This is a genomic window from uncultured Dysgonomonas sp., from assembly GCF_900079725.1.
GTDB lineage: Bacteria > Bacteroidota > Bacteroidia > Bacteroidales > Dysgonomonadaceae > Dysgonomonas.
In genome coordinates, this window is the sequence record NZ_LT599032.1 from 2669734 (window position 1) to 2693681 (window position 23948).

At 40.9% G+C, this 23948-nt stretch carries 17 protein-coding genes and 1 pseudogene; 8 read left to right on the plus strand and 10 right to left on the minus strand.

All coding sequences use genetic code 11. The features are described 5' to 3' along the window. Positions 1-7: 7 nt before the first annotated feature. The 8 genes and pseudogenes from QZL88_RS11075 to rsfS all read right to left on the minus strand — a co-directional run bounded on the left by QZL88_RS11075 (position 8) and on the right by rsfS (position 8870). Complete coding sequence (locus tag QZL88_RS11075) at positions 8-1561, minus strand: S41 family peptidase (RefSeq protein ID WP_296941155.1); 1554 nt, start codon at positions 1559-1561, stop codon at positions 8-10. Between the two features lie 91 nt (positions 1562-1652). Beyond that, positions 1653-2261, minus strand: a complete 609-nt coding sequence (locus QZL88_RS11080; protein ID WP_296941157.1) for an L-threonylcarbamoyladenylate synthase — start codon at positions 2259-2261, stop codon at positions 1653-1655. A 202-nt stretch (positions 2262-2463) separates the two neighbouring features. Then, positions 2464-3627 carry an FISUMP domain-containing protein gene (locus QZL88_RS11085; protein ID WP_296941160.1) on the minus strand — a complete coding sequence of 388 codons (1164 nt, stop codon included), beginning with the start codon at positions 3625-3627 and terminating at the stop codon, positions 2464-2466. Positions 3628-3858: 231 nt separating this feature from the next. After that, positions 3859-4641 (minus strand): annotated as a pseudogene (locus QZL88_RS11090) (SDR family oxidoreductase); the annotation flags it as partial. Positions 4642-4774: 133 nt separating this feature from the next. After that, positions 4775-5662, minus strand: coding sequence for a DMT family transporter (locus QZL88_RS11095; protein WP_296941163.1), 888 nt, complete (start codon positions 5660-5662; stop codon positions 4775-4777). Between the two features lie 55 nt (positions 5663-5717). Then, positions 5718-6248: a hypothetical protein gene (locus tag QZL88_RS11100; protein ID WP_296941165.1), complete on the minus strand. Its 531-nt coding sequence runs from the start codon at positions 6246-6248 to the stop codon at positions 5718-5720. A gap of 153 nt (positions 6249-6401) precedes the next feature. Further along, complete coding sequence (gene ftsH, locus QZL88_RS11105; RefSeq protein WP_296941166.1) at positions 6402-8432, minus strand: ATP-dependent zinc metalloprotease FtsH; 2031 nt, start codon at positions 8430-8432, stop codon at positions 6402-6404. Positions 8433-8510: 78 nt separating this feature from the next. Further along, positions 8511-8870, minus strand: a complete 360-nt coding sequence (rsfS, locus tag QZL88_RS11110; RefSeq protein ID WP_006800810.1) for a ribosome silencing factor — start codon at positions 8868-8870, stop codon at positions 8511-8513. 142 nt (positions 8871-9012) lie between these two features. On the opposite strand from rsfS, the gene miaA reads away from it, so the two are divergent. From miaA to QZL88_RS11145, 7 genes are all read left to right on the plus strand, one after another. Continuing rightward, positions 9013-9930, plus strand: coding sequence for a tRNA (adenosine(37)-N6)-dimethylallyltransferase MiaA (miaA, locus tag QZL88_RS11115; protein WP_296941167.1), 918 nt, complete (start codon positions 9013-9015; stop codon positions 9928-9930). Between the two features lie 612 nt (positions 9931-10542). Beyond that, entirely contained in the window at positions 10543-13023 is a 2481-nt protein-coding gene (locus QZL88_RS11120; RefSeq protein ID WP_296941170.1) for a DUF4965 domain-containing protein, read from the plus strand. A 16-nt stretch (positions 13024-13039) separates the two neighbouring features. Further along, the gene (locus QZL88_RS11125) at positions 13040-15349 is read left to right on the plus strand and encodes a GH92 family glycosyl hydrolase (protein WP_296941172.1); all 2310 of its coding nucleotides are present in this window, start codon (positions 13040-13042) and stop codon (positions 15347-15349) included. Between the two features lie 6 nt (positions 15350-15355). Beyond that, positions 15356-16855 carry a glycoside hydrolase family 125 protein gene (locus tag QZL88_RS11130; RefSeq protein ID WP_296941173.1) on the plus strand — a complete coding sequence of 500 codons (1500 nt, stop codon included), beginning with the start codon at positions 15356-15358 and terminating at the stop codon, positions 16853-16855. A 144-nt stretch (positions 16856-16999) separates the two neighbouring features. After that, positions 17000-18337 carry a dihydroorotase gene (locus QZL88_RS11135; protein ID WP_296941175.1) on the plus strand — a complete coding sequence of 446 codons (1338 nt, stop codon included), beginning with the start codon at positions 17000-17002 and terminating at the stop codon, positions 18335-18337. A gap of 91 nt (positions 18338-18428) precedes the next feature. After that, a complete protein-coding gene (locus tag QZL88_RS11140) occupies positions 18429-19478 on the plus strand; it encodes a linear amide C-N hydrolase (protein ID WP_296941177.1) in 1050 nt (349 codons plus the stop codon). Between the two features lie 114 nt (positions 19479-19592). Further along, positions 19593-20306 (plus strand): DNA alkylation repair protein, encoded by a 714-nt coding sequence (locus tag QZL88_RS11145; RefSeq protein ID WP_296941179.1) that lies wholly within the window; start codon positions 19593-19595, stop codon positions 20304-20306. 86 nt (positions 20307-20392) lie between these two features. On the opposite strand, the gene guaA is transcribed toward QZL88_RS11145, so the two are convergent. After that, entirely contained in the window at positions 20393-21913 is a 1521-nt protein-coding gene (gene guaA / locus QZL88_RS11150) for a glutamine-hydrolyzing GMP synthase (protein WP_296941181.1), read from the minus strand. A 175-nt stretch (positions 21914-22088) separates the two neighbouring features. Then, complete coding sequence (locus tag QZL88_RS11155; protein WP_296941183.1) at positions 22089-22715, minus strand: hypothetical protein; 627 nt, start codon at positions 22713-22715, stop codon at positions 22089-22091. A 698-nt stretch (positions 22716-23413) separates the two neighbouring features. Between QZL88_RS11155 and QZL88_RS11160 the strand changes: the two genes are divergently transcribed. After that, a complete protein-coding gene (locus tag QZL88_RS11160) occupies positions 23414-23944 on the plus strand; it encodes a sigma-70 family RNA polymerase sigma factor (RefSeq protein WP_296941185.1) in 531 nt (176 codons plus the stop codon). The last annotated feature ends 4 nt before the right edge of the window (positions 23945-23948 follow it).

Sequence of the window (23948 nt, forward strand, 5' to 3'; positions counted from 1 at the left end):
TATTGCTTTATTTGATATTTAAACTTTTGATGTCTTTTCTGTCTGTGTACATCAGGTTTCTATTCTTTTTTGTATCAAGGGACGACTTTCCTCTTATCATCATATCTATAGCATTACTTTTTGTGTAGATTTTTGTATTCCCATCAGTTAGTTTGGCAATAGCTGCACTCAGCAATGTCTCATCTTTATCTCCCAATCCTTTCAGACCAGAAGCTAATGTTTTGAATTCGTCAGCCTCAACATCAGGTTTGAATCCGTTAGAATAATTAGAAGACTCTTCTTTAGGATAAAGTTTATTATGCGATTTGAATGTAATTGGCCATAATACATAAGTATTCCGTTCATTATTATCCTCGTATATTGCCCAAGAACCCACATCTTTACCCACAGTGTTTTCGCCCACCAGATAGATATTCTTTCCAGCATCTGTGTAATAAGGCCTCAATGTGTTTATTGTCATTTCACTTGCTGAAGCAGTATAGCCTGTACCAATGAAGCATATATTATCTAGTTGCTTTCCTAAAGTTGCAATAGGTGCAAGTTTTTGTCCATTATTATTTTCTACATTATTTGATAGATATTCATACATCCAACTTATTTTTGTCAAATTTGTATCGGGCAATTTATCCAGTTCAGCTTGTATCGTTGGATTGTATGTTTTTACCTCAAAAATATCTTTTGCCCCTCTTGTAATCGGAGCCAGAGCACTGACGATAAATTTGGCACTACGCACCAATCCTCCACCATTATATCTAAGATCAAATATTAAATCTTTTACACGTTCTTGCTCGAAGCGAGTAAATATCTTCGCTAATTCTACATCGTAAGGCAATGTTGTTTCTCCTCCTGCTTCATAAGAATTGTATACAATATAGCCAACATTGCGCCCATTTATTGTATATATGGTATCGAGTAGAATAGGATTCTCGTTATAGTTAGGAGTGGTGTATAGAGTCTGATTGGTTTTTATTTGCTTTGTTTCAGGATCGTAAATGTCAATCGTATAACTAGATTTTCCCCTCTTGAGAGCATCTACCCAATATAATCCACCAAGTGAGGTTTCATTTTGGTCGTAAAGATTTTTGTCATCGACTTTGATTATCGCCTGTCCTCTTTTCAGACCCATTGCTTCGGCCTGTGTACCTTTCTTTACATAAAGAATTGTAATGGCAACGCGAGGATTTTCATACCATGCCGCAGTATATTCAAATCCTAAATCAGAACTTGTAGTAGCATTGTCAGCAATAGCTGTTTTAGGTATATTTATATGCGTACCTTCCATTCTTGAAAATGGATAGCCATCGTATAAGCTGGCTTCATAACCTAATAAACTATCAAAAAAATCATATGGATCTGAATTGAAACTTAGATTAGATTCGTTTGGTAGCTTATCATTCCATAAATAGAAGTACGACATACTATCTAGTATCCAATTATTTACATATTCGTTGTCGGTTTCATCCCCCTTATCTGTCGGTTTGCTATCATCATTATCGTCACATGCAGAAAAGAACATGAATAAGGATAAGATAGAAAATAAAAATATCAGTTTTGCTTTCATAAATATCAGCTATTTAGTGCGTATTATAATAAATTGCCTGCAAACCTCCATGTTTTATAGACGTTTGCAAATATATGGATTATATATCCTTTTACAAAATTAATTCACCTTTGCCCTGCCGCATTATTTCCGGTTCATCGCCCGTACAATCCACGATTGTAGACGCTTCTATACCACCATATCCTCCGTCGATGACAATGTCGACCAGGTCCTGATATCTTTCATAGATCAGTTCAGGATCTGTAGTGTATTCTATCACTTCATCATCATCTTTAACGGATGTTGTCATAATCGGATTGCCTAAAGTATGAACGAGTTCGCGTATAATATTATTGTCGGGAATACGAATACCTACGGTCTTTTTGTTCTTGTATATTTTGGGAAGGGATGAAGTCGTGTTCAGAATAAACGTAAAGGGGCCCGGCAAGTTCTTTTTCATCAGCTTGAATGTATTGTTGTCCACTCTGGCATATTCACTGATATTGCTCAGGTCGTAGCATATGATCGACAGGTTACTCTTCTCTGGATTAATGTCTTTCATCCTGCATATTTTCTCTACCGCCCGTACATTGAGCGCATCGCAGCCAATGGCATATACTGTGTCGGTAGGATAGACAATAAGCCCGCCGTCTTGCAAAACTTTAATAATCTTATCTATCTCTTTCTGATTAGGATTTTCTTCGTATAACTTTACAAGCATAGTATAAATTAAGACAATGGTATTTTCCCTAATAATTAATTATTATTGCTGTAATACAATCGAGCTCTATAGAGGTATCAATTGTATTATTGTCAAAGATATAGCAATAATCTTTAATCTTTCTTCACAAATTGAAAAAACTTACACAATTAACATAGACTTAATACCCTTTGATTGTAAAGGATAATTGCTCTTTTGAGGGTTAATCTTTCTTGCAGCGGACCGAGAAGTGATTGTTTCGTGAACTGGGAGACCAGTCTATAGAACTGGTACTATTGTCTACCCGTCGCTTCCAAGAATTGGCTCCATTGTAGGAACTGCTGGCCCACCAGTGATTGCTTACGCCATAGCCGGTTACCCTGTTTTGATTTGCGAAACCCACCAGATAGCCTGCAAAACCTCCCTGGTCGGAAGGCTTGCTGGTTCCCAGATATGCCCCTGCTGCTTCTGTGGAATTTTTCATTACATTTCCCACATTTGTGTCGGTTGCTGTAGTCTGGGAGCTGTACAGATCGGGGCGGAGTTTGAGCGCTTCGGTTAGTATATACCATTCTGTATCGGTGGGCAGATGCCATCCCGAAGGGCATACACCCTGGCGCCTGACTTCGGTAGCTGCTCCGGATGTGCTATATTTTTCGTCGTTTGCTGCATAAGTAGGTGGATTGTCAACGTTGCCTTGGCCGTTTGTGGTATTGCCTTTCTGCGAAGAGGCAGCAGCCCAGTTATATAATTTGCCATTCTCGCGGATGCGGGCGGCCGTTGCACCTGTATTGCTGGGAGTATAATATTGCATGGCGACATAAGTATCCGCCGGGCTGTTTGTTATCCCTTGTGTATAACGTAAATTCTGTGTCATCCATATTCCTGCATCGATTATAACAACCTCGACCGGAGTACAGCTATACGGACTGCCTGCCTTAACCGAATGGAAACGTGCCGTATGGTATGTCTCTCCGTCTCTGGAATCGACCAGATCGGCCTCGGGGCCGGCTAAAGATGGAGGTATGATATTTAAAGGATATGCGACCATCGGTTGCCATTTGCTACCTGTCCATACATGTACACCGGGACATAGGCGGTCGGCTTCACTGGTTTCTATTTTTTTTGTATTGTATACAATTGTACCTATATAGTCGGAATTACTCGTAACTCCACTGGCAATGCTCAAGGTGTTGTTTGCCGCCAGTTCCACACGTGGCAGCATCAACCCTTTGTTGCTGGTGCCATTCAGATTTTCTTTTAGGTCTAATAATGCTCCTTTCGACGGTGCTTCAGTAGAACCGATTGTTATTTGTGAAAATGCTCCTATAGGGGTTAGAACAAGTATTACAATGGATATGTGAAGTAATGAAAAACGGATTTTCATATTGGCTGATATTATAATTATAAACAAATCGGGGCAAAAGTAGTTCTTAATAAATAGAAAAATCGTATATCTCGGTTTGGTTTTATCCGATTGAGAAAGATGAGCCTTTGTGTATATTTCCGGGAAGATAGAGGTTAATATAAATAACGGCTCATAAAATACTATTTATGAGCCGCAGATCAGGTATTATTTTGTTTATTTCTTTTCGATATAATCTTCAACAATGGCCTGAGTAAGCCCCATATTGGAGAATCCTCCGTCATGGAACAGGTTTTGCATGGTTACCATACGCGTCAGATCTGAGAACATAACGATACAGTAGTCGGCACAAGATTCTGCGCTGGCATTACCCAGTGGGGACATCTTCTCTGCGAAGTCGAAGAATGCGTTCATTCCGCCGATTCCCTGTCCGGCAGTAGTCAATGTAGGTGATTGAGATATTGTATTTACACGAACTTTTTTATCACGGCCGTATACATAACCGAAGCTGCGTCCGAAAGATTCGAGTAGTGCTTTTGCGTCAGCCATATCATTATATCCGGTAAATGTACGTTGAGCAGCAATATGTGTAAGCGCAAGTACAGAGCCACCTTCGGAAATAGCATCCAGTTTTTTTGCAACCTGCATCATCTTATGGAAAGAGATAGCTGAGATGTCGAGTGTCTTATCTAAGAATCCATAATCGAGGTTGTCATATGCTCTCTCTTTGCGAAGATTCACCGACATACCGATTGAGTGGAGTACAAAATCGATTTTACCGCCAAGAGCTTCCATCGATTGTACGAATACTTGTTCAAGGTCTTCTACACTGGTAGCATCCGCAGCAATAACTTTTGCATTCAGTTTTTCTGACAGGGCTTTGGTTTCACCCATTCTTACGGCTACCGGAGTATTCGATAGTGTAATAGTTGCTCCTTGTTCCACGGCTTTTTCGGCCACTTTCCATGCAATTGATTTTTCGTTCAATGCACCGAAAACGATTCCTCTTTTACCTTTTAATAAATTGTTACTCATTTTTATCGTTATTTGATGATTATTAGCTACTTAAAAAATCTGTGATAGCTGTTCGTTAATTCTTTATCGCACAAAAATAGTAAAAATGTGCAATAATTGGTGCTAATAGATATAAAATTTACAGGATGTGCCCTCAACTTACCGGAACTTCGGACTTCTTCTTCCCTGTAAGAATTACCAATAATACCGCGCCTATGATAATCAATAATCCAAGCAGGCCGTTCCATCCGAATGGTTCGCCAAAATGGAGTATCCCTACAGCTGTGGCGACTACGGGTTCTAACGATCCCAGTATGGAAGTGATGGTAGACCCGGCGTGCTTTACAGCGGCAACAAGTGCGAGATTGGATATGACCGTTGCAAATAATGCCAGGCCGATAAGATTGAAAACGGATGGTATATCCGGCAGAAGTTCGATGCCTGTAGTAGAATAGGAAAAAACAGCAAAGATAAATCCACCGAATAACATTACATAGAAAGTAATGGTTTCGGGTTCCAGCCTCTTTATTTCAGGGCTGTTGAGCCATACGATATATATGGAATAGGTGAAAACTGTCATCAATACAGCCAGTAGCCCTGTAGTATTGATAAACCCGGAATCACTCCAGGATAACATAGCCACGCCAGCCAGAGATAAGATAGCTGCAAATAAGAGATTCCGTGACAATTTCTCCCTGTAGAATATGATCATCATACAAGAAACCGCCACAGGGTAGAGGAAGTGTATGGTAGTGGCAACCCCGCTCGAAATATAATTATATGAGTACAGCAGCCCCATAGCTGTCAGCGTATATAACAAGCCCAGACAGAGAAGTTGTGCGGCAGCTTTAGGTGATATCCGGAGATTCCTTTTCCTGATAAGGCATACTACTCCTATTAGCAACACCGAAATCAGGCATCTGTAGAAAAGGATAGATGGTGCATGCATCCCCGTTTTTAGCAAGGGGATAGAGAAGAATGCAATGAGTCCGAATGTTCCCGATGAAATGAGTGCGAGTATGATACCTTTTGTCTTGTTCATTTTGTCTCTTTTTAAACGGGTGCAAAGGTACCAATTATTTTACTAAACTATCTGTTTATTCGATACTGTCTTTTATCGGCTCTTCTACCTTGAAGCTGTCTTCCATCAGTTTATATTTTTCGTGCTTCAATTCGTATTCCATGTTGCTCTGCTTGATGATTAGAACTGTCCTTTCCTCTGCGTCGAAAGCATAAATTATTCCATATGCTTTCTCTCTGTTTTTAGACATTCTATACTTTACAGAAGAGGATCGGTATTGCCCGAATTTACCCGATGTGACAGGTTCTTTCGTAACGTCAAAGTCTTGAGAGAGTTTCGAAAAATAATTTTCCAGCATTTCTTCATGATCGGTTTCAAAAGGAGATACGGATACAAAAAATATAGTTTCACTGCTGAATCTTTCTTCAGCATCAATGTAGACTCCTCCCTCTGCACCCTTCTCTGTCTTCACTTTCCAGTATGAAGGATATTTGAATGATATGCCCTCATAGGATAATTCTTTATCCGGTTGTTTTTTGCATGAGGCAAGGGGTAAAAGTAAGATGAGGATTAAGGTACTTAGTCTAAGCTTTATGGATTTTGTCATAGTAGTTCTGTTTTATACAAATCTAATAAATATATTTCAGATGCCTGATGCCTGCCTGATTTTTGATTAATGAACCAAAAATCGCAGAAATAAAAAACCCTTCACTATGAGGAAGTAAAGGGTTTTACATATTTTGATCTGGAAGATTTATTATTAAGGTTGTCCTTCCGGGGTAATCATATCCGGGTTATCTGCATCTTTCTTAATCTCTATTTCTACATTTTTAGGCGGCTCTTCGGTTTCCTTTAGTATCTCTTCGGAACGGGAAACCCACTGACGCTCACCAAATATCTTCTTCAGGTCCTCGGCAAATATAACCTCTTCCGTTACTAGCAGATTTGCCAGTTTTTCATGACCGTCGGAATGTTTACGAAGCAGGTCTTTAGCTCGTTCATATTGTTCGTTTATCATTGCCTGCACTTCCTTATCTATCAGCAGGGCGGTTTCTTCGCTATAAGGCTTGGTGAAACCATAGGCCTCGCCTGATGAATCATAATAACTTATATTCGGCAATTTGTCGCTCATTCCCAGATATGAAATCATAGCATATGCCTGCTTGGTCACCCGTTCCAGGTCATTGGCTGCACCGGACGATATATGACCGACAAACACTTCCTCGGCAGCACGGCCTCCAAGCAATGCACACATTTCATCTAGCATCTGCTCTTTGGTTGTAATCTGCCTTTCTTCGGGCAGGTACCATGCAGCACCGAGGGCCTTGCCTCGCGGAACAATGGTAACTTTCACCAATGGATTGGCATATTGCAGAAACCAGCTTAGTGTAGCATGTCCGGCTTCGTGTATGGCAATGGTCTTTCTCTCATCGAGAGTTGTCACTTTATTTTTCTTTTCCAAACCTCCCACAATACGGTCTACTGCATTGGTGAAGTCATCTTTCTGAACAACTTTCTTCCCTTTACGGGCGGCAATCAGTGCAGCTTCATTACATACGTTGGCAATGTCCGCTCCTGAAAATCCCGGTGTCTGGCGGGCAAGGAATTCCACATCTACCGTATCGTCGATTTTTACGGGACGAAGATGTACTTTGAATATTTCCTTACGGTCATTTACATCCGGCAAGTCAACAGTTATCTGGCGGTCGAAACGTCCTGCGCGAAGTAGCGCTTTATCCAGAATATCGGCGCGGTTGGTTGCAGCAAGAATGATGATACCACTGTTTGTACCGAAACCATCCATTTCCGTTAACAACTGATTCAATGTATTTTCACGTTCATCGTTCGAACCCATATTAAGGTTGCGTCCACGGGCGCGCCCGATAGCATCTATTTCGTCGATAAAGATGATACACGGCGATTTTTCTTTAGCCTGCTTGAACAAGTCCCTTACACGGGATGCTCCTACTCCGACGAACATTTCCACAAAGTCGGAACCCGACAGAGAGAAGAACGGAACATTCGCCTCTCCTGCAACGGCTTTTGCCAACAATGTCTTACCTGTTCCCGGAGGGCCTACGAGTAATGCGCCTTTTGGTATTTTACCACCTATTTCTGTATATCGTGAAGGATTCTTAAGGAATTCCACGATTTCTTCTATTTCTTCTTTGGCTTCCGATAGCCCGGCTACGTCTTTGAATGTAACACGCAGATCGGAACCTTTGTCATATAGCTGGGCTTTTGATTTGCCCACGCTGAATACTCCGCCGCCACCGCCGCCGCCACCGCCTGACATACGGCGCATCATATAAATGAATAGCCCGAATATCAATACGATAGGCAGGAAGCTCAAGAGTATATCCCACGCGCTGGTAGTATTTGGTTCGTAACTGACGTCGATGTTGTAATTATGCTCTGCCCTTACTTTGTCATAAAAGTCAGAGAATTTGTCGGCAGAAGGTATTTTTACCAGAATGGAAGGTTTGTCTCCGGCCTTATCGGCATCAGCCTTAAATACATGATTGACCGAGTCTTTGCGGACAGTGGCCTTTAATGTATTGCTTTTGTTGTCGACTACAATCTTGCTTATACTGTTATCTTTCACATAGCCCTGAAACTCGGACCATGCTATCTCTTTCTGAATTCCGCCTGTATTCTCGGAGAAAAAGTACATTCCGATAATAGCGGCAAATACAATAAGATACACCCAATAGAGATTAAACGGCATCTTTGGGCCTTTCATTCCCGGCGTTTTCGGTTTGTTATTTTCTCCTTTATTATAATTATCCATATATTATTCTGAAAGTAATATCTTTTTAATTCGTTTTTGGTTTTACGGAATACAACAATCAATAAAGGCTATTTGTTGTCAGTCGATATCAGGGATACTTTCCAACTTGGCATCGGCCCATAAATGCTCGATGTTATAGAATTCACGCAATTCCGGTAAGAACACGTGTACAATAACCGTACCATAATCTATTCCTACCCAACGGCCTTCACGCAATCCGTCGATGGAAATAGGGCGTTCTTTCTTCTTTTTTTTCAGTGAATCCACGATTTCATCAGAGATAGCACCTACTTGGGTAGGCGTATTACCTTCGCATATAACAAAGTATTGGCAGATAGTTCCTGGTAGTTCTGTCATATCTACTATGACAATATTCCTTGCTTTTTTATCCTGACATGCAGCTACGATGCTGTTTGCTAAACTTTTACCTTCTTTCATTCGTAATTATAAAGTGTTTGAATCTGTTTGAACCTACAAATATAAGGGGTTTTTTGAACAAATCGCTTATATATTATAGAAGAACAAAGATTTAAATGAAGAAAGATGAAGAGGTAAAATAAAATCAACTTACTTTTGTATAATGAAAATATATGACCTGATAACAATAGTAGGCCCAACCGCATCCGGCAAAACTAACTTTGCCTGTCATCTGGCTCATTCTCTCGATACTGAAATCATCAGCGGAGATTCACGGCAAGTATATAAGTCTATGGATATAGGCACAGGGAAGGATTTAGCGGATTACATAGTGGATGGAGAAAATATATCTTATCACCTCATTGATATCCGTGAGGCAGGCGATAAGTATAATATTTTCGAATATCAGTCAGATTTTCATCAGGCTTATACCGATATTAAAAGCAGAGGTAAACTTCCCATTTTGTGTGGAGGTTCGGGACTTTATATTGAGTCTGTACTGAAAGGATATTCTCTTGTGAATGTTCCTGAAAATAAGGAATTGAGGAAGAAATACGAAAAATACAGTTTGCCGGAACTTACTGATATATTGGCAACATTCAAAAATCTACATAACACTACTGATATAGATACGGCCCAACGTGCTATCCGGGCCATAGAGATAGAAGAGTATAAACAAGAACACCCTTTGGAGCAAAATGAATTTCCTCCGTTAAACAGCCTTGTTGTCGGAGTAGATATTGACCGGGAACTTCGTCGCGAAAAAATATCGAAGCGTCTTAAAGCCCGTCTCGAGGAAGGGATGATAGAAGAGGTACAAAATATATTGAATAAGGGGGTCGGGCCTGATGACCTCATTTATTACGGACTGGAATACAAATATGTCACACTCTATCTGTTAAAGCAACTATCTTATCAGGAAATGTTCTCTCAACTCGAAATCGCCATCCATCAGTTCGCCAAACGACAGATGACCTGGTTTAGGGGGATGGAAAAAAGAGGAACTCATATCCACTGGATAAATGCGTCACTACCCATGAACGAAAAGGTAGAGAAAGTGCTGGGGCTTCTTCAAAAATAATAAAAAGAAAAGTGTAATGATGCTCTTTAAATTTGATGTAACTATTTCCGTTATATCGATATACAGTAAATACAATGTCCTTTAAAAAGCTCTTCGGATAGGATTCCCTGCCTGTTTTGAGTCGTTTAAGCATCTTTTTAACCGTTTTTCACTTGGCTTTTGCTTGCAAAATTTGTGATAAAATTGCCTGAAAGAGCTGGACAGAAGCCTGCAAAGGTCGTTTGCCTCTTATTTTTATTCAATACTTCTAAAGCTTAACCATTACGTTTTGGGTTAATGCCGGGTTAAATCATAAAATTGGATATATATTCTTGTTTCTTGAATAGGATTTTAGTATCCATGTAAATTATATAGAATAGATTTACAGTGGATTAAACAGCCTCTTATTTAAGCATCATGAAAAAAATATGTTTTATCACCTCCCTGATATACTTATTTTCTGTTTGTCATGCTTCCGGAGAGGAAAAATGAACAGAAAGAGATTTCCGGTGTAGTCTCCGGGAACTATGAGAAAAATCCATCCTTCGATTAGATGAAACTCGTTATAAACTCTGTTCTGATACAGCTTATACCAGTAAGAAATAAATAATAACTAATTATAAAACCAATTTAATGAAGAAATTACTATTTTTTTGTCTCGGCATAAGTGTTTTGCTGAGTTGTAAGACTGAGAAAGTGCACGATTATGAAATCGTCAAAAGTGATCTGCGAGCCCCGGCCTATCCTCTGATAACAATAGACCCTTATACTTCGGGCTGGTCGTTTACCGACAATCTCTATGATGGAAATGTAAAACACTGGACAGGGAGTGATTTTCCTCTTATCGGTGTAGTGAAAGTGGATAATAAGGTCTATCGCTTTATGGGAATAGAAGAGACTCCGATGCAGACAGTTGTTCCAAATTCGGAACAAGGCGGCTGGACAGGAAAATATATAACCACTAAGCCTGCCGGGAACTGGTTCAATAAAGACTTCAATGATGCTGGATGGAAAGAAGCTCCTGCTGCTTTTGGCTCTATTCCGCAGGAAATTACAGCTAAGACAGAGTGGAATACCGAGTATATATGGGTAAGACGTATTATCAATCTGGATGAAGACTTATCTGGAAAGAAAGTATATCTTGAGTATTCACATGACGATGACGCGATTATCTATATCAACGGTATAGAAGTTGTCAATACAGGAAATGCCGCTAAGAAAAATATTCTGGCTCCATTGTCAGAAGAGGTTGTTGCTACACTGAAGAAGGGAGAGAATATTATTGCCGGTTACTGCCACGATCGCGGAGGATTGGCTTTGCTTGATTTTGGATTGGTAATGGAAAAAGATCATAAGAGATTATTCGAGACCACAGCTGTTCAGAAATCTGTAGATGTACAAGCAACACAGACTCACTATACATTCGCATGTGGTGAAGTAGATCTTAAACTGACTTTCACCGCACCTTTATTTATGGAAGACCTGTCTCTTCTTTCGCGTCCTGTAAATTATATTTCATACAATATTTCATCCAATGACGGTAAGGCGCATGATGTAAGCCTATACTTCGAAGCTTCACCTGTTTGGGCGCTAGACAAACCCTTGCAGCAATCGATGAGTGAAGGATTCGAAGATGGAGATCTGATGTTCCTTAAGACCGGTAGTCTGGACCAGAAAATATTAGGAAAATCGGGCGATAACGTACGCATAGACTGGGGGCATTTTTATCTGGTAGCCGAGAAGAAGAATACGATATCAGGTATAGGAGACGCTGAAGAACTGAGAGCAAACTTTATAGAAGGCGTCAAAAAAGAATCTACCGATAAAAGGGAGAATACCGGTGATAAGCTGGCTCTGACCCGTTCACTGGGCTCTGTAAATAATGCTGTTGCCGGAAAAATAATGATCGGTTATGATGACATATACTCTATCCAGTACTTCGGAGAGAATCTGAGGCCGTATTGGAACAAGGGAGGAGACCAGACTATTACAGGTGTTTTCCATAAAGCAAATCAGGAATATGATAAGTTGATCGAAAAAGCATACCTTTTTGATAAAGAGTTAATAACAAAAACGGCACAGGCCGGAGGTAAAGAATATGCCGAACTCTGCGCCCTTGCCTATCGTCAGGCTATTACGGCTCATAAACTGGTAGAAGCACCGAACGGGGATTTACTCTTTTTGTCGAAAGAAAATTTCAGTAACGGCTCCATTGGTACGGTAGACGTAACATATCCGTCAGCGCCTCTTTTCCTTTACTACAATCCTGAACTGGCGAAAGGTTTGCTAAACCATATCTTCTATTACAGCGAAAGCAACAAGTGGGTGAAACCTTTTCCTGCTCACGATATAGGTACTTATCCTCTTGCCAACGGGCAGACATATGGTGGAGATATGCCGGTAGAGGAAGCAGGGAATATGCTGGTTCTTACCGCTGCGGTTGCTCACATAGAGGGAAATGCCCAATATGCTGAAAAACATTGGGGTGTATTGACTACGTGGACTGATTATCTCGCTGAAAACGGACTCGATCCCGATAACCAATTGTGTACAGATGACTTTGCCGGACATTTTGCACATAATGTTAATCTTTCTATAAAAGCTATAATGGGTGTTGCATCGTATGGCTACCTGGCCGATAAATTAGGGAAAAAAGATGTGGCAGAGAAATATACCTCCAAAGCAAAAGAAATGGCGAAGGAATGGGTGAAAATGGCAGATGACGGAGATCATTATCGTTTAACATTTGACAAGCCTGGAACATGGAGTCAGAAGTATAATCTGGTTTGGGATAAAATATTGGGTATGGGTATCTTCCCTGCGGAGGTTGCACAAAAAGAAATTGCTTATTATCTTCGCAAACAGAATAAATACGGGTTGCCTTTAGATAATCGTGAAACCTATACCAAAACAGATTGGATCATATGGACAGCTACTCTTACTCAAGATCAGGAAACGTTCCAGAAGTTTATCAGTCCGCTATACTTATTTATGAATGAAACTCCCGACAGGGTACCCATGTCAGACTGGGTATTTACTGATCGGCCGAATCAGCGCGGGTTTCAGGCAAGATCAGTAGTCGGAGGGTATTATATAAAAATGTTAGATCGTTAATTAAAAACACAAAAAAATGAGGAGAATAGGATTATTATTCTTAAGCATTGTCGGTTTGCTGGGCGCGGCAAAAGCACAGCAAGCGGAATTAGTTGACTATGTGAGTCCCTTAGTAGGTACCCAGTCTAAATTTTCCCTATCCACGGGTAATACTTATCCGGCCATTGCCATGCCCTGGGGTATGAATTTCTGGATGCCACAAACAGGAAAAATGGGCGATGGATGGGCCTATACCTATGATGCCGACAAGATTCGCGGCTTCAAACAGACACACCAGCCCAGTCCCTGGATAAATGACTACGGCCAGTTCGCTATCATGCCTGTTACAGGAAAAGCTGTATTTAATCAGGATGAACGTGCCAGCTGGTTTGCACACAAAGCTGAGATTGCCAAACCATACTATTACAAAGTATATCTGGCAGACCATGATGTGGTAACGGAAATGGCTCCCACAGAAAGAGCAGTTATGTTTCGTTTCACATTCCCCGAAAACGATAAGTCGTTCGTCATAGTAGATGCCTTCGATAAAGGCTCATATGTCAAAATAATACCCGGAGAAAATAAGATTGTCGGATATACCACCAAGAACAGTGGAGGAGTACCCGAAAACTTCAAGAACTATTTTGTTGTGGTATTCGATAAGCCGTTTACATATAAAGCATCGGTGGCAAGCGGTAATATTACCGAAGGAGGACTCGAAGTATCTGATAACCATGCCGGAGGGATAATCGGCTTCTCCACTAAAAAAGGAGAAATCGTACATGCAAGAGTAGCATCCTCTTTCATCAGCCCCGAACAGGCAGAACTTAACCTGAAAGAACTCGGTAACGACTCATTCGACCAGATCGCACAGAAAGGACGCGATCAATGGAACAAAGTGCTGGGACGCATCGTAGTAGAAGATGATAACATAGACAACCTGCGCACATTCTACTCGTGCCTCTACCGTTCGGTACTCTTTCCCCGCAGTTTCTACGAAATAGACGCAGCAGGCAAGACAGTACACTACAGCCCCTACAACGGAGAAGTACTACCCGGCTATATGTTCACCGATACAGGCTTCTGGGATACCTTCCGCTGCCTGTTCCCGTTCCTGAACCTGATGTATCCCGAAATGAACACCAAAATGCAGGAAGGACTGGCCAATACCTATAAAGAAAGTGGATTCCTCCCTGAATGGGCCAGCCCCGGACACCGCGGCTGTATGGTAGGTAACAACTCGGCATCTGTCGTTGCCGATGCCTATCTCAAAGGGCTGAGAGGATATGACATTGAAACTCTCTGGCAGGCCGTTATACATGGAGCCAATGCCGTTCACCCTAAAGTAAGCTCTACCGGACGTTTGGGCTGGGAGTATTACAATAAGCTGGGCTATGTTCCTTACGATGTGAAGATAAACGAAAATGCTGCACGCACACTCGAATATGCATACGACGACTGGTGTATCTACCAGTTGGGTAAGAAACTGGGTAAACCGGCAAAAGAAATAGATATCTATGCTAAACGTGCGATGAACTACAAGAACCTGTACGACTCTGAGCATAAGTTGATGCGCGGAAAGAATCAGGACGGTACATTCCAGTCTCCGTTCAACCCGTTGAAATGGGGGGATGCCTTTACCGAAGGCAACAGCTGGCACTATACCTGGTCGGTATTCCACGATCCGCAGGGACTAATAGACCTGATGGGTGGCAAGGCAGGTTTCAACCAGATGATGGACTCCGTATTCAGCGTACCACCGTTATTCGACGACAGCTATTACGGGGGAGTAATCCATGAGATACGCGAAATGCAGATAATGAACATGGGGAACTATGCGCACGGTAATCAGCCGATACAGCACATGATCTATATGTACAACTATTCGGCCGAACCATGGAAAGCACAGTACTGGGTACGTGAGGTTATGGATAAACTCTATACCCCTAACCCTGACGGTTATTGCGGGGATGAGGACAACGGGCAGACTTCGGCCTGGTATGTATTCTCTGCAGTAGGATTCTATCCTGTATGTCCGGGTTCGGATGAGTATATCTTAGGTTCGCCATTGTTCAAGAAAGTTACACTGAATCTGGAGAACGGTAATAAAGTAATTATCGATGCAGCAAACAATAATAAGGCTAACAGGTATGTACAATCAATGACTGTAGACGGACAGGTGCACACCAAAAACTACCTGACGCATGATCAGCTGATGAAAGGTACAACCGTTAACTATCAGATGGCATCGAGTCCGAACCAAAGCAGGGGTGTTAACGAAAATGACCTGCCTTATTCCTTCTCTAAGGAACTCAAAAGTATAAATACTAAGAACAAGAAAAAATAAGAACAGATGGGCAATAAAACTTATTTGAAAAAAGGAATATTGGGCCTCTGTGTTTTAAGCTCGGCATTCTTTGTTGGTGAAGTGCAGGCTTCCACGTCTTTTCCGGGAGGCAATCTGGCTATGGTACAGGATAATACGGTGATTAAAACTCCGGTAGATTATAAAAGTAACCGTCCTGAGAAATCGAAACGTTTATTTACATCCAAAGCTGTAGAAAATGAAATAGTACGCGTTAAAAAGCTATTGAAAAATGCTAAGCTGGCCTGGATGTTCGAGAATTGTTTTCCGAACACGCTGGATACAACTGTCCGTTACCGCAAGACAGATGGTAAAGACGATACGGTGGTTTATACAGGAGATATCCATGCTATGTGGTTGCGCGACTCGGGAGCACAGGTTTGGCCATATGTGCAACTGGCGAATCAAGACCCTGAGTTGAAAGCGATGCTGGCTGGTACAATTCGTCGCCAATTCAAATGTATTATCATCGACCCGTATGCAAATGCATTTCTTGATCCATACGATCCTAATCCGGATCATCAATGGATGTCCGACTTAACGAATATGAAACCGGAACTGCATGAGCGCAAATGGGAGATAGATTCGCTATGTTATCCGCTGCGTCTGGCATATCATTACTGGAAAACCACAGGGGATACTTCTGTATTTGATGAAGAGTGGCTACAGGCAATCACTTTAGTATTGCAGACCTTTAAGGAGCAGCAGCGTAAAGATGGTGTAGGGCCTTATAAATTCCAACGTAAGACAGAACGTCAGTTAGATACGCTGAATAACGACGGATTGGGTAATCCTGTAAATCCTGTGGGGTTAATTGTTTCATGTTTCCGTCCGTCTGATGATGCTACTACTTTCCAATTTCTTGTACCTTCCAATTTCTTTGCTGTTACCTCGTTGAGGAAAGCTGCAGAGATACTGGCTACTGTAAATAAGGAAACTGAACTGGCTAAAGAGTGTACAGACCTTGCTCAGGAAGTAGAAAGTGCATTGAAAAAGTATGCGGTTTATAATCATCCTAAGTATGGACAAATATATGCTTTTGAAGTAGATGGTTTTGGCAATCAGTATCTGATGGATGATTCCAATGCCCCAAGCCTTTTATCTTCTGCTTATCTGGGAGATGTAGATGTAAATGATCCTATTTATCAGAATACACGTAAGTTTGTATGGAGCAAAGACAATCCTTATTTCTTTAAGGGTAGTGCAGGAGAAGGTATTGGCGGGCCTCATATTGGTTACGATATGGTTTGGCCGATGAGTATCATGATGAAAGCATTTACAAGTCAGGACGATAAAGAAATTCAGGACTGTGTGAAAATGTTGATGAATACAGATGCAGATACCGGGTTTATGCACGAATCTTTCCATAAGGATGATCCGAAGAACTTTACCCGTTCATGGTTTGCATGGCAGAATACATTGTTTGGAGAACTGATACTTAAACTGGTAAATGAAGGCAAAACTGATTTGCTGAATGATATAAAATAAATATATTCATAACCGTTTTTTTAAGAATCGTACAACTTTCCACGTTGTACGATTTTTTTTGTCAAGAAATTCTTGATTTTTCATTCTTCATTATTAATTATTTTCATGTTACCTTTGCATGAAACCATTTATTTTTTTTGAATCATGATACTCATTCATAAAGCAACAATCATAAACGAAGGAACATCTTTCACCGGTTCGGTATTGATAGAAAACAATGTTATTGCAGAAATATTCAGGGCAGAAGATATTCCTGACCAGTTGCTAAACAATGCAACGGTTATCGACGGCAGGGAATTATGGCTGATGCCCGGAGTGATCGATGATCAGGTGCATTTCCGCGAACCGGGATTAACCCATAAGGGAGATATTGCCAGTGAAAGCCGTGCCGCTATTGCAGGAGGAGTTACATCTTTTATGGAAATGCCCAATACTAAGCCGCAGACTACAACAATTGAACTTCTTGAGCAAAAATTTGAATTGGCTGCCGAAAAGTCATTCGCCAATTATTCTTTCTATATGGGAGCCACAAATGATAATATTGCAGAGTTGAGAAAGGTGGATCCGAAAAAAGTATGTGGTGTAAAAGTATTTATGGGCTCTTCGACAGGGAATATGCTCGTAGATGATAAAATGGTCTTGCAATCTATCTTTGCCGAAGTGGATATGCTCATTGCCACACATTGCGAAAAGGAAGAAATAATACGGGAAAATCTGGCCAAATATAAATCTGAATTCGGAGAAGATATACCGATTCAGTATCATCCCCTTATCCGTAGCGCCGAAGCCTGTTATCGTTCGTCTGCCGAGGCTGTTGAGTTGGCAGACAAATATCAGACCCGTTTGCATATTTTACACCTTTCCACCGAGAAAGAGATAAGTTTGTTCGACATTAAGCCTCTTGCCGAGAAGAAAATCACAGGGGAGGTCTGTGTACATCACCTTTGGTTCTCTGATGAAGATTATTCTAAATACGGATCACGTATAAAATGGAATCCTGCCGTGAAAACCAGACAGGACAGGGGCGCCCTGATGCAGGGACTTCTGAAGAATAAACTGGATGTAATCGCTACCGACCATGCCCCCCACTTGATTGAAGAAAAGCAGGGAGGAGCATTGAAGGCAGCATCGGGAGGGCCTTTGGTTCAGCACTCGTTGCAAATGATGCTTGAGTTGGCTAAGAAGGGAAAAATAACGAAAGAACAGGTGGTAAATAAAATGTGTCATGCACCTGCCATTATGTACAAGATAGAGAAAAGGGGCTATATCCGTAAAGGATACTTTGCCGATCTGGTATTGGTGAATCCGAATAAACCCTATACCGTTACCCGGGATAATATTCTGTATAAATGCAAATGGGCACCACTGGAAGGTGAGACGTTCTCCACCTCGGTAGAGAAAACATTCCTGAACGGAAAAATCGCCTTTGAAGATGGTGTGGTTTATGATATGAGAGGTGAAAGATTACGCTTCGAAAGGTAGATACAATGTCTTTTATTTACTGAAATTATAAACTTTTAATCATTAGAGATTGTTTTCATATAAAATATAAACAATTCAGATTAAAAGATTTATGAAAAGAACCATTACAAAAATTGCTTTATTAGTAGCAGTTTTGCTACTTGCGCAATCCGGCGCAATAGAGGCCTGTACCAGAATCGTCTATCACGGGCTGAACAATACAGTATTGACGGCAAGAACTATGGACTGGAAAGAAGACAGCAGGAGTAATCTGTGGATCTTTCCCAGAGGAATGGAACGAAACGGTGAAGTAGGCAGTAATCCTTTACGATGGAAATCGAAATATGGAAGCGTAATCACTACAGCCTATGACATTTCCAGTACAGACGGTATGAACGAAAAAGGACTCGTAGCCAATTTGCTCTGGCTAGCCGAATCGGCATACCCGGAATGGGACCAGAAGAAGCCGGGCTTGTCCATCGCTGCGTGGGTGCAATATATGCTTGATAATTTTGCTACTGTAAGCGAAGCTGTTACATATATGGAAAAAGGAACTTTCGAAGTGGTTTCGGATATGATGCCCGACGGTTCCAGAATGGCTACCCTTCATTTATCATTGTCAGACTCCGACGGAGATAGCGCCATTTTCGAATATATAAACGGGAAACTGGTGATACACCATGATAAATCTTATCAGGTGATGACAAACTCGCCTGTATTCGATCAGCAGTTAGCGTTGAATGAATATTGGAAAGGTATTGGCGGGTTGACTTTTCTTCCGGGGACTAACCGTGCTGCCGACAGGTTTGTAAGAGCTTCGTATTACATAAATGTAATCCCGAAAGTAGATGATACAAGACTGGCTGTAGCCAGTGTATTCAGCGTTATACGCAACACTTCGGTGCCTTTTGGGATAAGTACACCTAATGAACCGAATATTTCATCTACAAGGTGGAGAACAGTATCAGACCAAAAGAATAAAGTTTATTATTTCGAGTCTGCCTTGTATCCGAATATCTTTTGGGTAGATTTCAAAGATGTCGATTTCTCCGAAAAAGCATCAGCAAAGATGCTGGATCTGGTAGGAGGCAAAACTTATGCCGGGAATACAGCTCATCTGTTTATAACATCCGAACCTTTTAAGTTTCAGGGTACTAACTAATCACTTTTAAGAATAAGAAATGAGGGGATATTTCATACGAGATATCCCCTTATTCTTTTTATCAGGATATTAAATGTAAATTCTATCTTTACATATAATATAAATAAAGGTAGTATGCAACAGATAATAGCAGATATCCGCCGGACATTACGGGACAATATAGACGAGAAAACACTGAGGTCAAGCCAGAGCTACTTCAAGGAAAATGTGAAGCCTTACGGAGTGAGGGTGATAACTGTCAGCAAAATAAGTAAAGAGTCTTATAATGTGATAAAAGACAGGCGAAAAGAAGAGATATTTGCTCTGTGCGAGGAGTTATGGCAGTCCGGCTATCTCGAAGAATCTTTTATTGCAGGTAAATGGGCCGACTATATTCACGATAGGTATGAGCCAGCTGATTTTCAGGTGTTTGAAAAATGGGTGAACCTGTATATAAATAATTGGGCTTCATGCGATACCTTGTGTAACCATGCAATAGGGACATTTATAGAAATGTATCCTGAATATATATCGGAACTGAAAAAATGGACTAAGTCGGATAACCGCTGGGTTAAGCGTGCAGCTGCGGTTTCTTTGATCATACCTGCCCGTAAAGGATTATTCCTGAGAGATATATTCGAAATAGCAGATGCCCTCCTTTTAGATAAAGATGATATGGTACGGAAAGGATATGGTTGGATGCTGAAAGCAACAAGTGAAGCGCATCAGAAAGAGGTATTCGATTATGTGATGTCAAAGAAAGATGTGATGCCACGTACCTCGTTAAGGTATGCTATAGAGAAAATGCCGGCGGGTCTGAAGGCTGAGGCAATGAAGAAAAGCAAATAAGAAGATACTATTTATACCTTCAATACGTACAAAAAAAAGTGTTTCCGGCACAGGAAACACTTTCTCAAGAGAATATCTTTGTTTTATTACTCCCACTCGATAGTGGCGGGAGGTTTCGACGAAATATCATAAACAACACGGTTTACACCTTTTACCTTGTTGATGATCTCATTCGACACCTTAGCCAGAAACTCGTATGGTAAATGTGCCCAATCGGCAGTCATGGCGTCTGTAGAAGTTACAGCGCGCAATGCCACTGTATTTTCGTAAGTGCGCTCATCACCCATTACGCCTACCGATTTGATAGGAAGTAGAATTGCTCCGGCTTGCCACACTTTATCATAGAGCCCTTGTTCACGTAGCATACGGATAAATATATCGTCGGCATTCTGTACTATTTCTACTTTCTCCGGAGTGATATCGCCCAATATACGGATGCCTAGTCCGGGACCCGGGAATGGATGGCGTTTTATGAGGTTTTCTTTCATACCCAATTCCAAGCCAACGCGGCGTACTTCATCTTTGAATAGCAGACGTAGAGGTTCTACCAGTTTCAGATTCATTTTCTCAGGCAGTCCTCCTACGTTATGGTGCGATTTGATGACATGGCCTGTGATAGAAAGCGACTCGATAATATCGGGGTAAATAGTTCCCTGTCCCAGCCATTTTATATCTTTCAGCTTATGTGCTTCTTCATCGAATACATCAATAAAGCCTTTGCCAATGATCTTACGTTTCTTTTCCGGATCGGTTACACCGGCAAGTTCTTTGTAGAATCGCTCTTTGGCATCTACACCTATTACATTCAGCCCGAGATGTTCATAATCTCTCAGTACATTTTCGAATTCGTTTTTGCGGAGCAAACCATGATCTACGAATACACAAGTCAGGTTCTTTCCTATGGCCTTATTCAGCAGAACGGCTGTAACGGAAGAGTCTACACCCCCCGATAGGGCAAGGATAACCTTATCGTCACCAAGCGTTGTTTTTAGCTCCTCAACAGTGGAATCGATGAAAGAAGCAGGGCTCCATCCTCGTTTCGAATGGCATATGTTAAGGAAGTTGCTTAAAAGGCGTGTGCCGTCTGTAGTATGGTAAACTTCAGGATGAAACTGTACGGCCCACGTTTCCTCTCCCGCTATTTTATATGCTGCTGCTGACACATCAGCGGTACTGGCTACTATTTCGAAATTTTCGGGTACTACGGTGATAGAGTCTCCATGCGACATCCATACCTGAGTGCCTTCAGTTATTCCGTCAAATAAGGCAACGCCGGACTTTATTTTTGTCAGATGCGCCCGTCCGTATTCACGGGAATCGCTTTTTTCAACTTTTCCTCCCGATGTATAGGCCAGATATTGTGCACCGTAACAAATACCCAATACCGGATATTTACCTCTTATCTGGCTGATATCGGGCTTGAAGGCAGTAGCATCATTCACCGAAAAAGGACTTCCCGAGAGGATTACTCCTTTTACAGTATTGTCATCGAAAGGGAACTTGTTGTAAGGGACAATTTCGCAGTAGGTATTTAATTCTCTGATTCTGCGACCAATCAATTGGGTGGTTTGTGACCCGAAATCGAGGATAATGATTTTCTCTTGCATAAAAATAACAAGTATAAGTTATTGTTTTTAATGCGCACAAAGATACATTATTTTTCTGATATTTTGTTTATCGTTATATGTCATTTAACACGAATTTCTGTGGGTTATCCTATCATAAGTATTATAGGTTGTTTGTATTTGAGAAATAAAATTTAAGCAGGCACTTCTTCATTCGTCATCGTCGTTCGCCACAGGGGGGAGTGAACTGAACCCACTTTACCGTTGGTGGACGTGTTATATGTGTATAGGGAAGTCTTCTTTCGAATAGGGCAAAACGCTGTTTTAAGGAATCAGTATTTGTTATTTTAAGCCCTGTGTATTTATTACGGTGATTATCATATACTTTATCAACTACATATTGCCAGTCTTTATGTAATTTGTCGGGGAGGTAGAGGTCGATAAACAATGGCTTGTTATAATCCCTTTCTGTCCAGATGAAATAATAATAGCCCTTGTATGCATCACGGTCTGTGTTCTCGTTTCCTGCGAACACAAACGAGGTGTCGCGGGGATATTGCTCTATTGTTTCGGCAATTGTTCTTTTTATGCTGTCGGGCAATGTAAACATTAATGTATGATATCCATCTTCTGAAATGTCGGGTTGAGTAAGTGTTATATTACAGAATCTGTCTATTTCGCTTATTCCGTTTACGTAAAAGATCCACGCTGTATCAGGAGGCGAGGGATGGTTGAAACGATATTCTACTAGATACATTCTATTTACAGGTAGTTGCTGTATCTTGTCCTTCTTACAGGATATAAAGGCTACAATTAAAGAAGCTAATAGCAATAGTTTCTTCATGGTAAAGTTATGTTTTGTTTTAATCAGTAGATAAAACTAACGTTTCTTTTCGATATATATAAACTTTATAGAATATTTTTTGGCGGGAAGTTTATCTATGTATGTAGCTGTTAGCCTTTAGCTGATAGCTATTAGCTCTTTGATGTATTGACGGGCCCCTCAATCCCCCAAAGGGGGACTTACAGAGAGGATAAAAAGTGACAGATAGGGAATAGTGTAAAATGTGTCAAGTTTGTCAAGTTTTGTGCATAAGCTATTGGCTAACAGCTATCAGCTAAAAGCTGATATATGTGTAACCTTTGTTACCTTTTGCGCTTAATGTCTTTGTGAGTTACTGTTCTCTTTGTTGGTGCGGACTTCCCTTTACGAAGAAACCCAAAAGTAACAATGGTAAATACTGTAAAAGTGTAACTTTTTTCGGTGGAAAGTGAAGAGTACACAGTTACAGGTAATAAGAATATAAAGGTTCTTATTGTGAACCAGTATCCTATCAGATTTTATACAAAAAGAATAAGACAGAGAATTTTTCTTAAAAAAAAATCTGTTCTTTTGTAACACTTCTTTTTTTCTTGCGTACATATAAATAAAGAAAGGTGTTTATGTCATATTTCGCACAATTGACTGTCTCGGTTATTCTCTCAGGAAGTCAATAAACAAGTAATATGAGTCCTAAATAGAAAAGGTAACAGGATTAGTAGATGATAAGTTTCGACTCAGGTATAATCGAACAGTGCAGGAAAGGCGACCGCAGGGCGCAAATGCAGATGTATACGACCTTTTACAAAAGGGTTTACAACACATGCTTTCGTGTACTCCGCGACTCTGCCGAGGCTGAAGATACGATGCAGGATGCTTTTCTCAAAGCCTTTTCAGGGTTGGATAGTTACAGCGATTCCGTTCCTTTCGAGGCATGGCTGGTACGGATAGCTATTAATGCATCCATAGACAAGCTGAGAAGAAGAAACATGGAGATGACAGAACTGCATGAAAATATGAATTATGATATTGCCGATACGGATGATAATGCCGATTGGGAGCAAATAATGGAAAAGGTAGGTCAGGTGAAATCAGCAATAGATAAATTGCCGGAATCGAGCCGTCTGATTATAAATTTATATCTGATAGAAGGTTATGACCATGAAGAGATCGCTGAAATACTAAGCATAGCGCCGGGTACAGCCCGCATACAATATATGAGAGCAAAACAAAGATTAATCGAACTTATCTGAAAGG

Excerpts from the sequence above, each read along its gene's own strand:
- QZL88_RS11140 (WP_296941177.1), top strand. The coding sequence starts at position 18,429 with ATGAAAAGAACCATTACAAAAATTGCTTTATTAGTAGCAGTTTTGCTA.
- QZL88_RS11145 (WP_296941179.1), top strand. The coding sequence starts at position 19,593 with ATGCAACAGATAATAGCAGATATCCGCCGGACATTACGGGACAATATA.
- QZL88_RS11085 (WP_296941160.1), bottom strand. The coding sequence starts at position 3,627 with ATGAAAATCCGTTTTTCATTACTTCACATATCCATTGTAATACTTGTT.
- QZL88_RS11075 (WP_296941155.1), bottom strand. The coding sequence starts at position 1,561 with ATGAAAGCAAAACTGATATTTTTATTTTCTATCTTATCCTTATTCATG.
- QZL88_RS11135 (WP_296941175.1), top strand. The coding sequence starts at position 17,000 with ATGATACTCATTCATAAAGCAACAATCATAAACGAAGGAACATCTTTC.
- QZL88_RS11155 (WP_296941183.1), bottom strand. The coding sequence starts at position 22,715 with ATGAAGAAACTATTGCTATTAGCTTCTTTAATTGTAGCCTTTATATCC.
- QZL88_RS11080 (WP_296941157.1), bottom strand. The coding sequence starts at position 2,261 with ATGCTTGTAAAGTTATACGAAGAAAATCCTAATCAGAAAGAGATAGAT.
- QZL88_RS11100 (WP_296941165.1), bottom strand. The coding sequence starts at position 6,248 with ATGACAAAATCCATAAAGCTTAGACTAAGTACCTTAATCCTCATCTTA.
- QZL88_RS11125 (WP_296941172.1), top strand. The coding sequence starts at position 13,040 with ATGAGGAGAATAGGATTATTATTCTTAAGCATTGTCGGTTTGCTGGGC.
- ftsH (WP_296941166.1), bottom strand. The coding sequence starts at position 8,432 with ATGGATAATTATAATAAAGGAGAAAATAACAAACCGAAAACGCCGGGA.
- QZL88_RS11120 (WP_296941170.1), top strand. The coding sequence starts at position 10,543 with ATGAAGAAATTACTATTTTTTTGTCTCGGCATAAGTGTTTTGCTGAGT.
- QZL88_RS11130 (WP_296941173.1), top strand. The coding sequence starts at position 15,356 with ATGGGCAATAAAACTTATTTGAAAAAAGGAATATTGGGCCTCTGTGTT.
- guaA (WP_296941181.1), bottom strand. The coding sequence starts at position 21,913 with ATGCAAGAGAAAATCATTATCCTCGATTTCGGGTCACAAACCACCCAA.
- rsfS (WP_006800810.1), bottom strand. The coding sequence starts at position 8,870 with ATGAAAGAAGGTAAAAGTTTAGCAAACAGCATCGTAGCTGCATGTCAG.
- QZL88_RS11160 (WP_296941185.1), top strand. The coding sequence starts at position 23,414 with ATGATAAGTTTCGACTCAGGTATAATCGAACAGTGCAGGAAAGGCGAC.
- miaA (WP_296941167.1), top strand. The coding sequence starts at position 9,013 with ATGAAAATATATGACCTGATAACAATAGTAGGCCCAACCGCATCCGGC.
- QZL88_RS11095 (WP_296941163.1), bottom strand. The coding sequence starts at position 5,662 with ATGAACAAGACAAAAGGTATCATACTCGCACTCATTTCATCGGGAACA.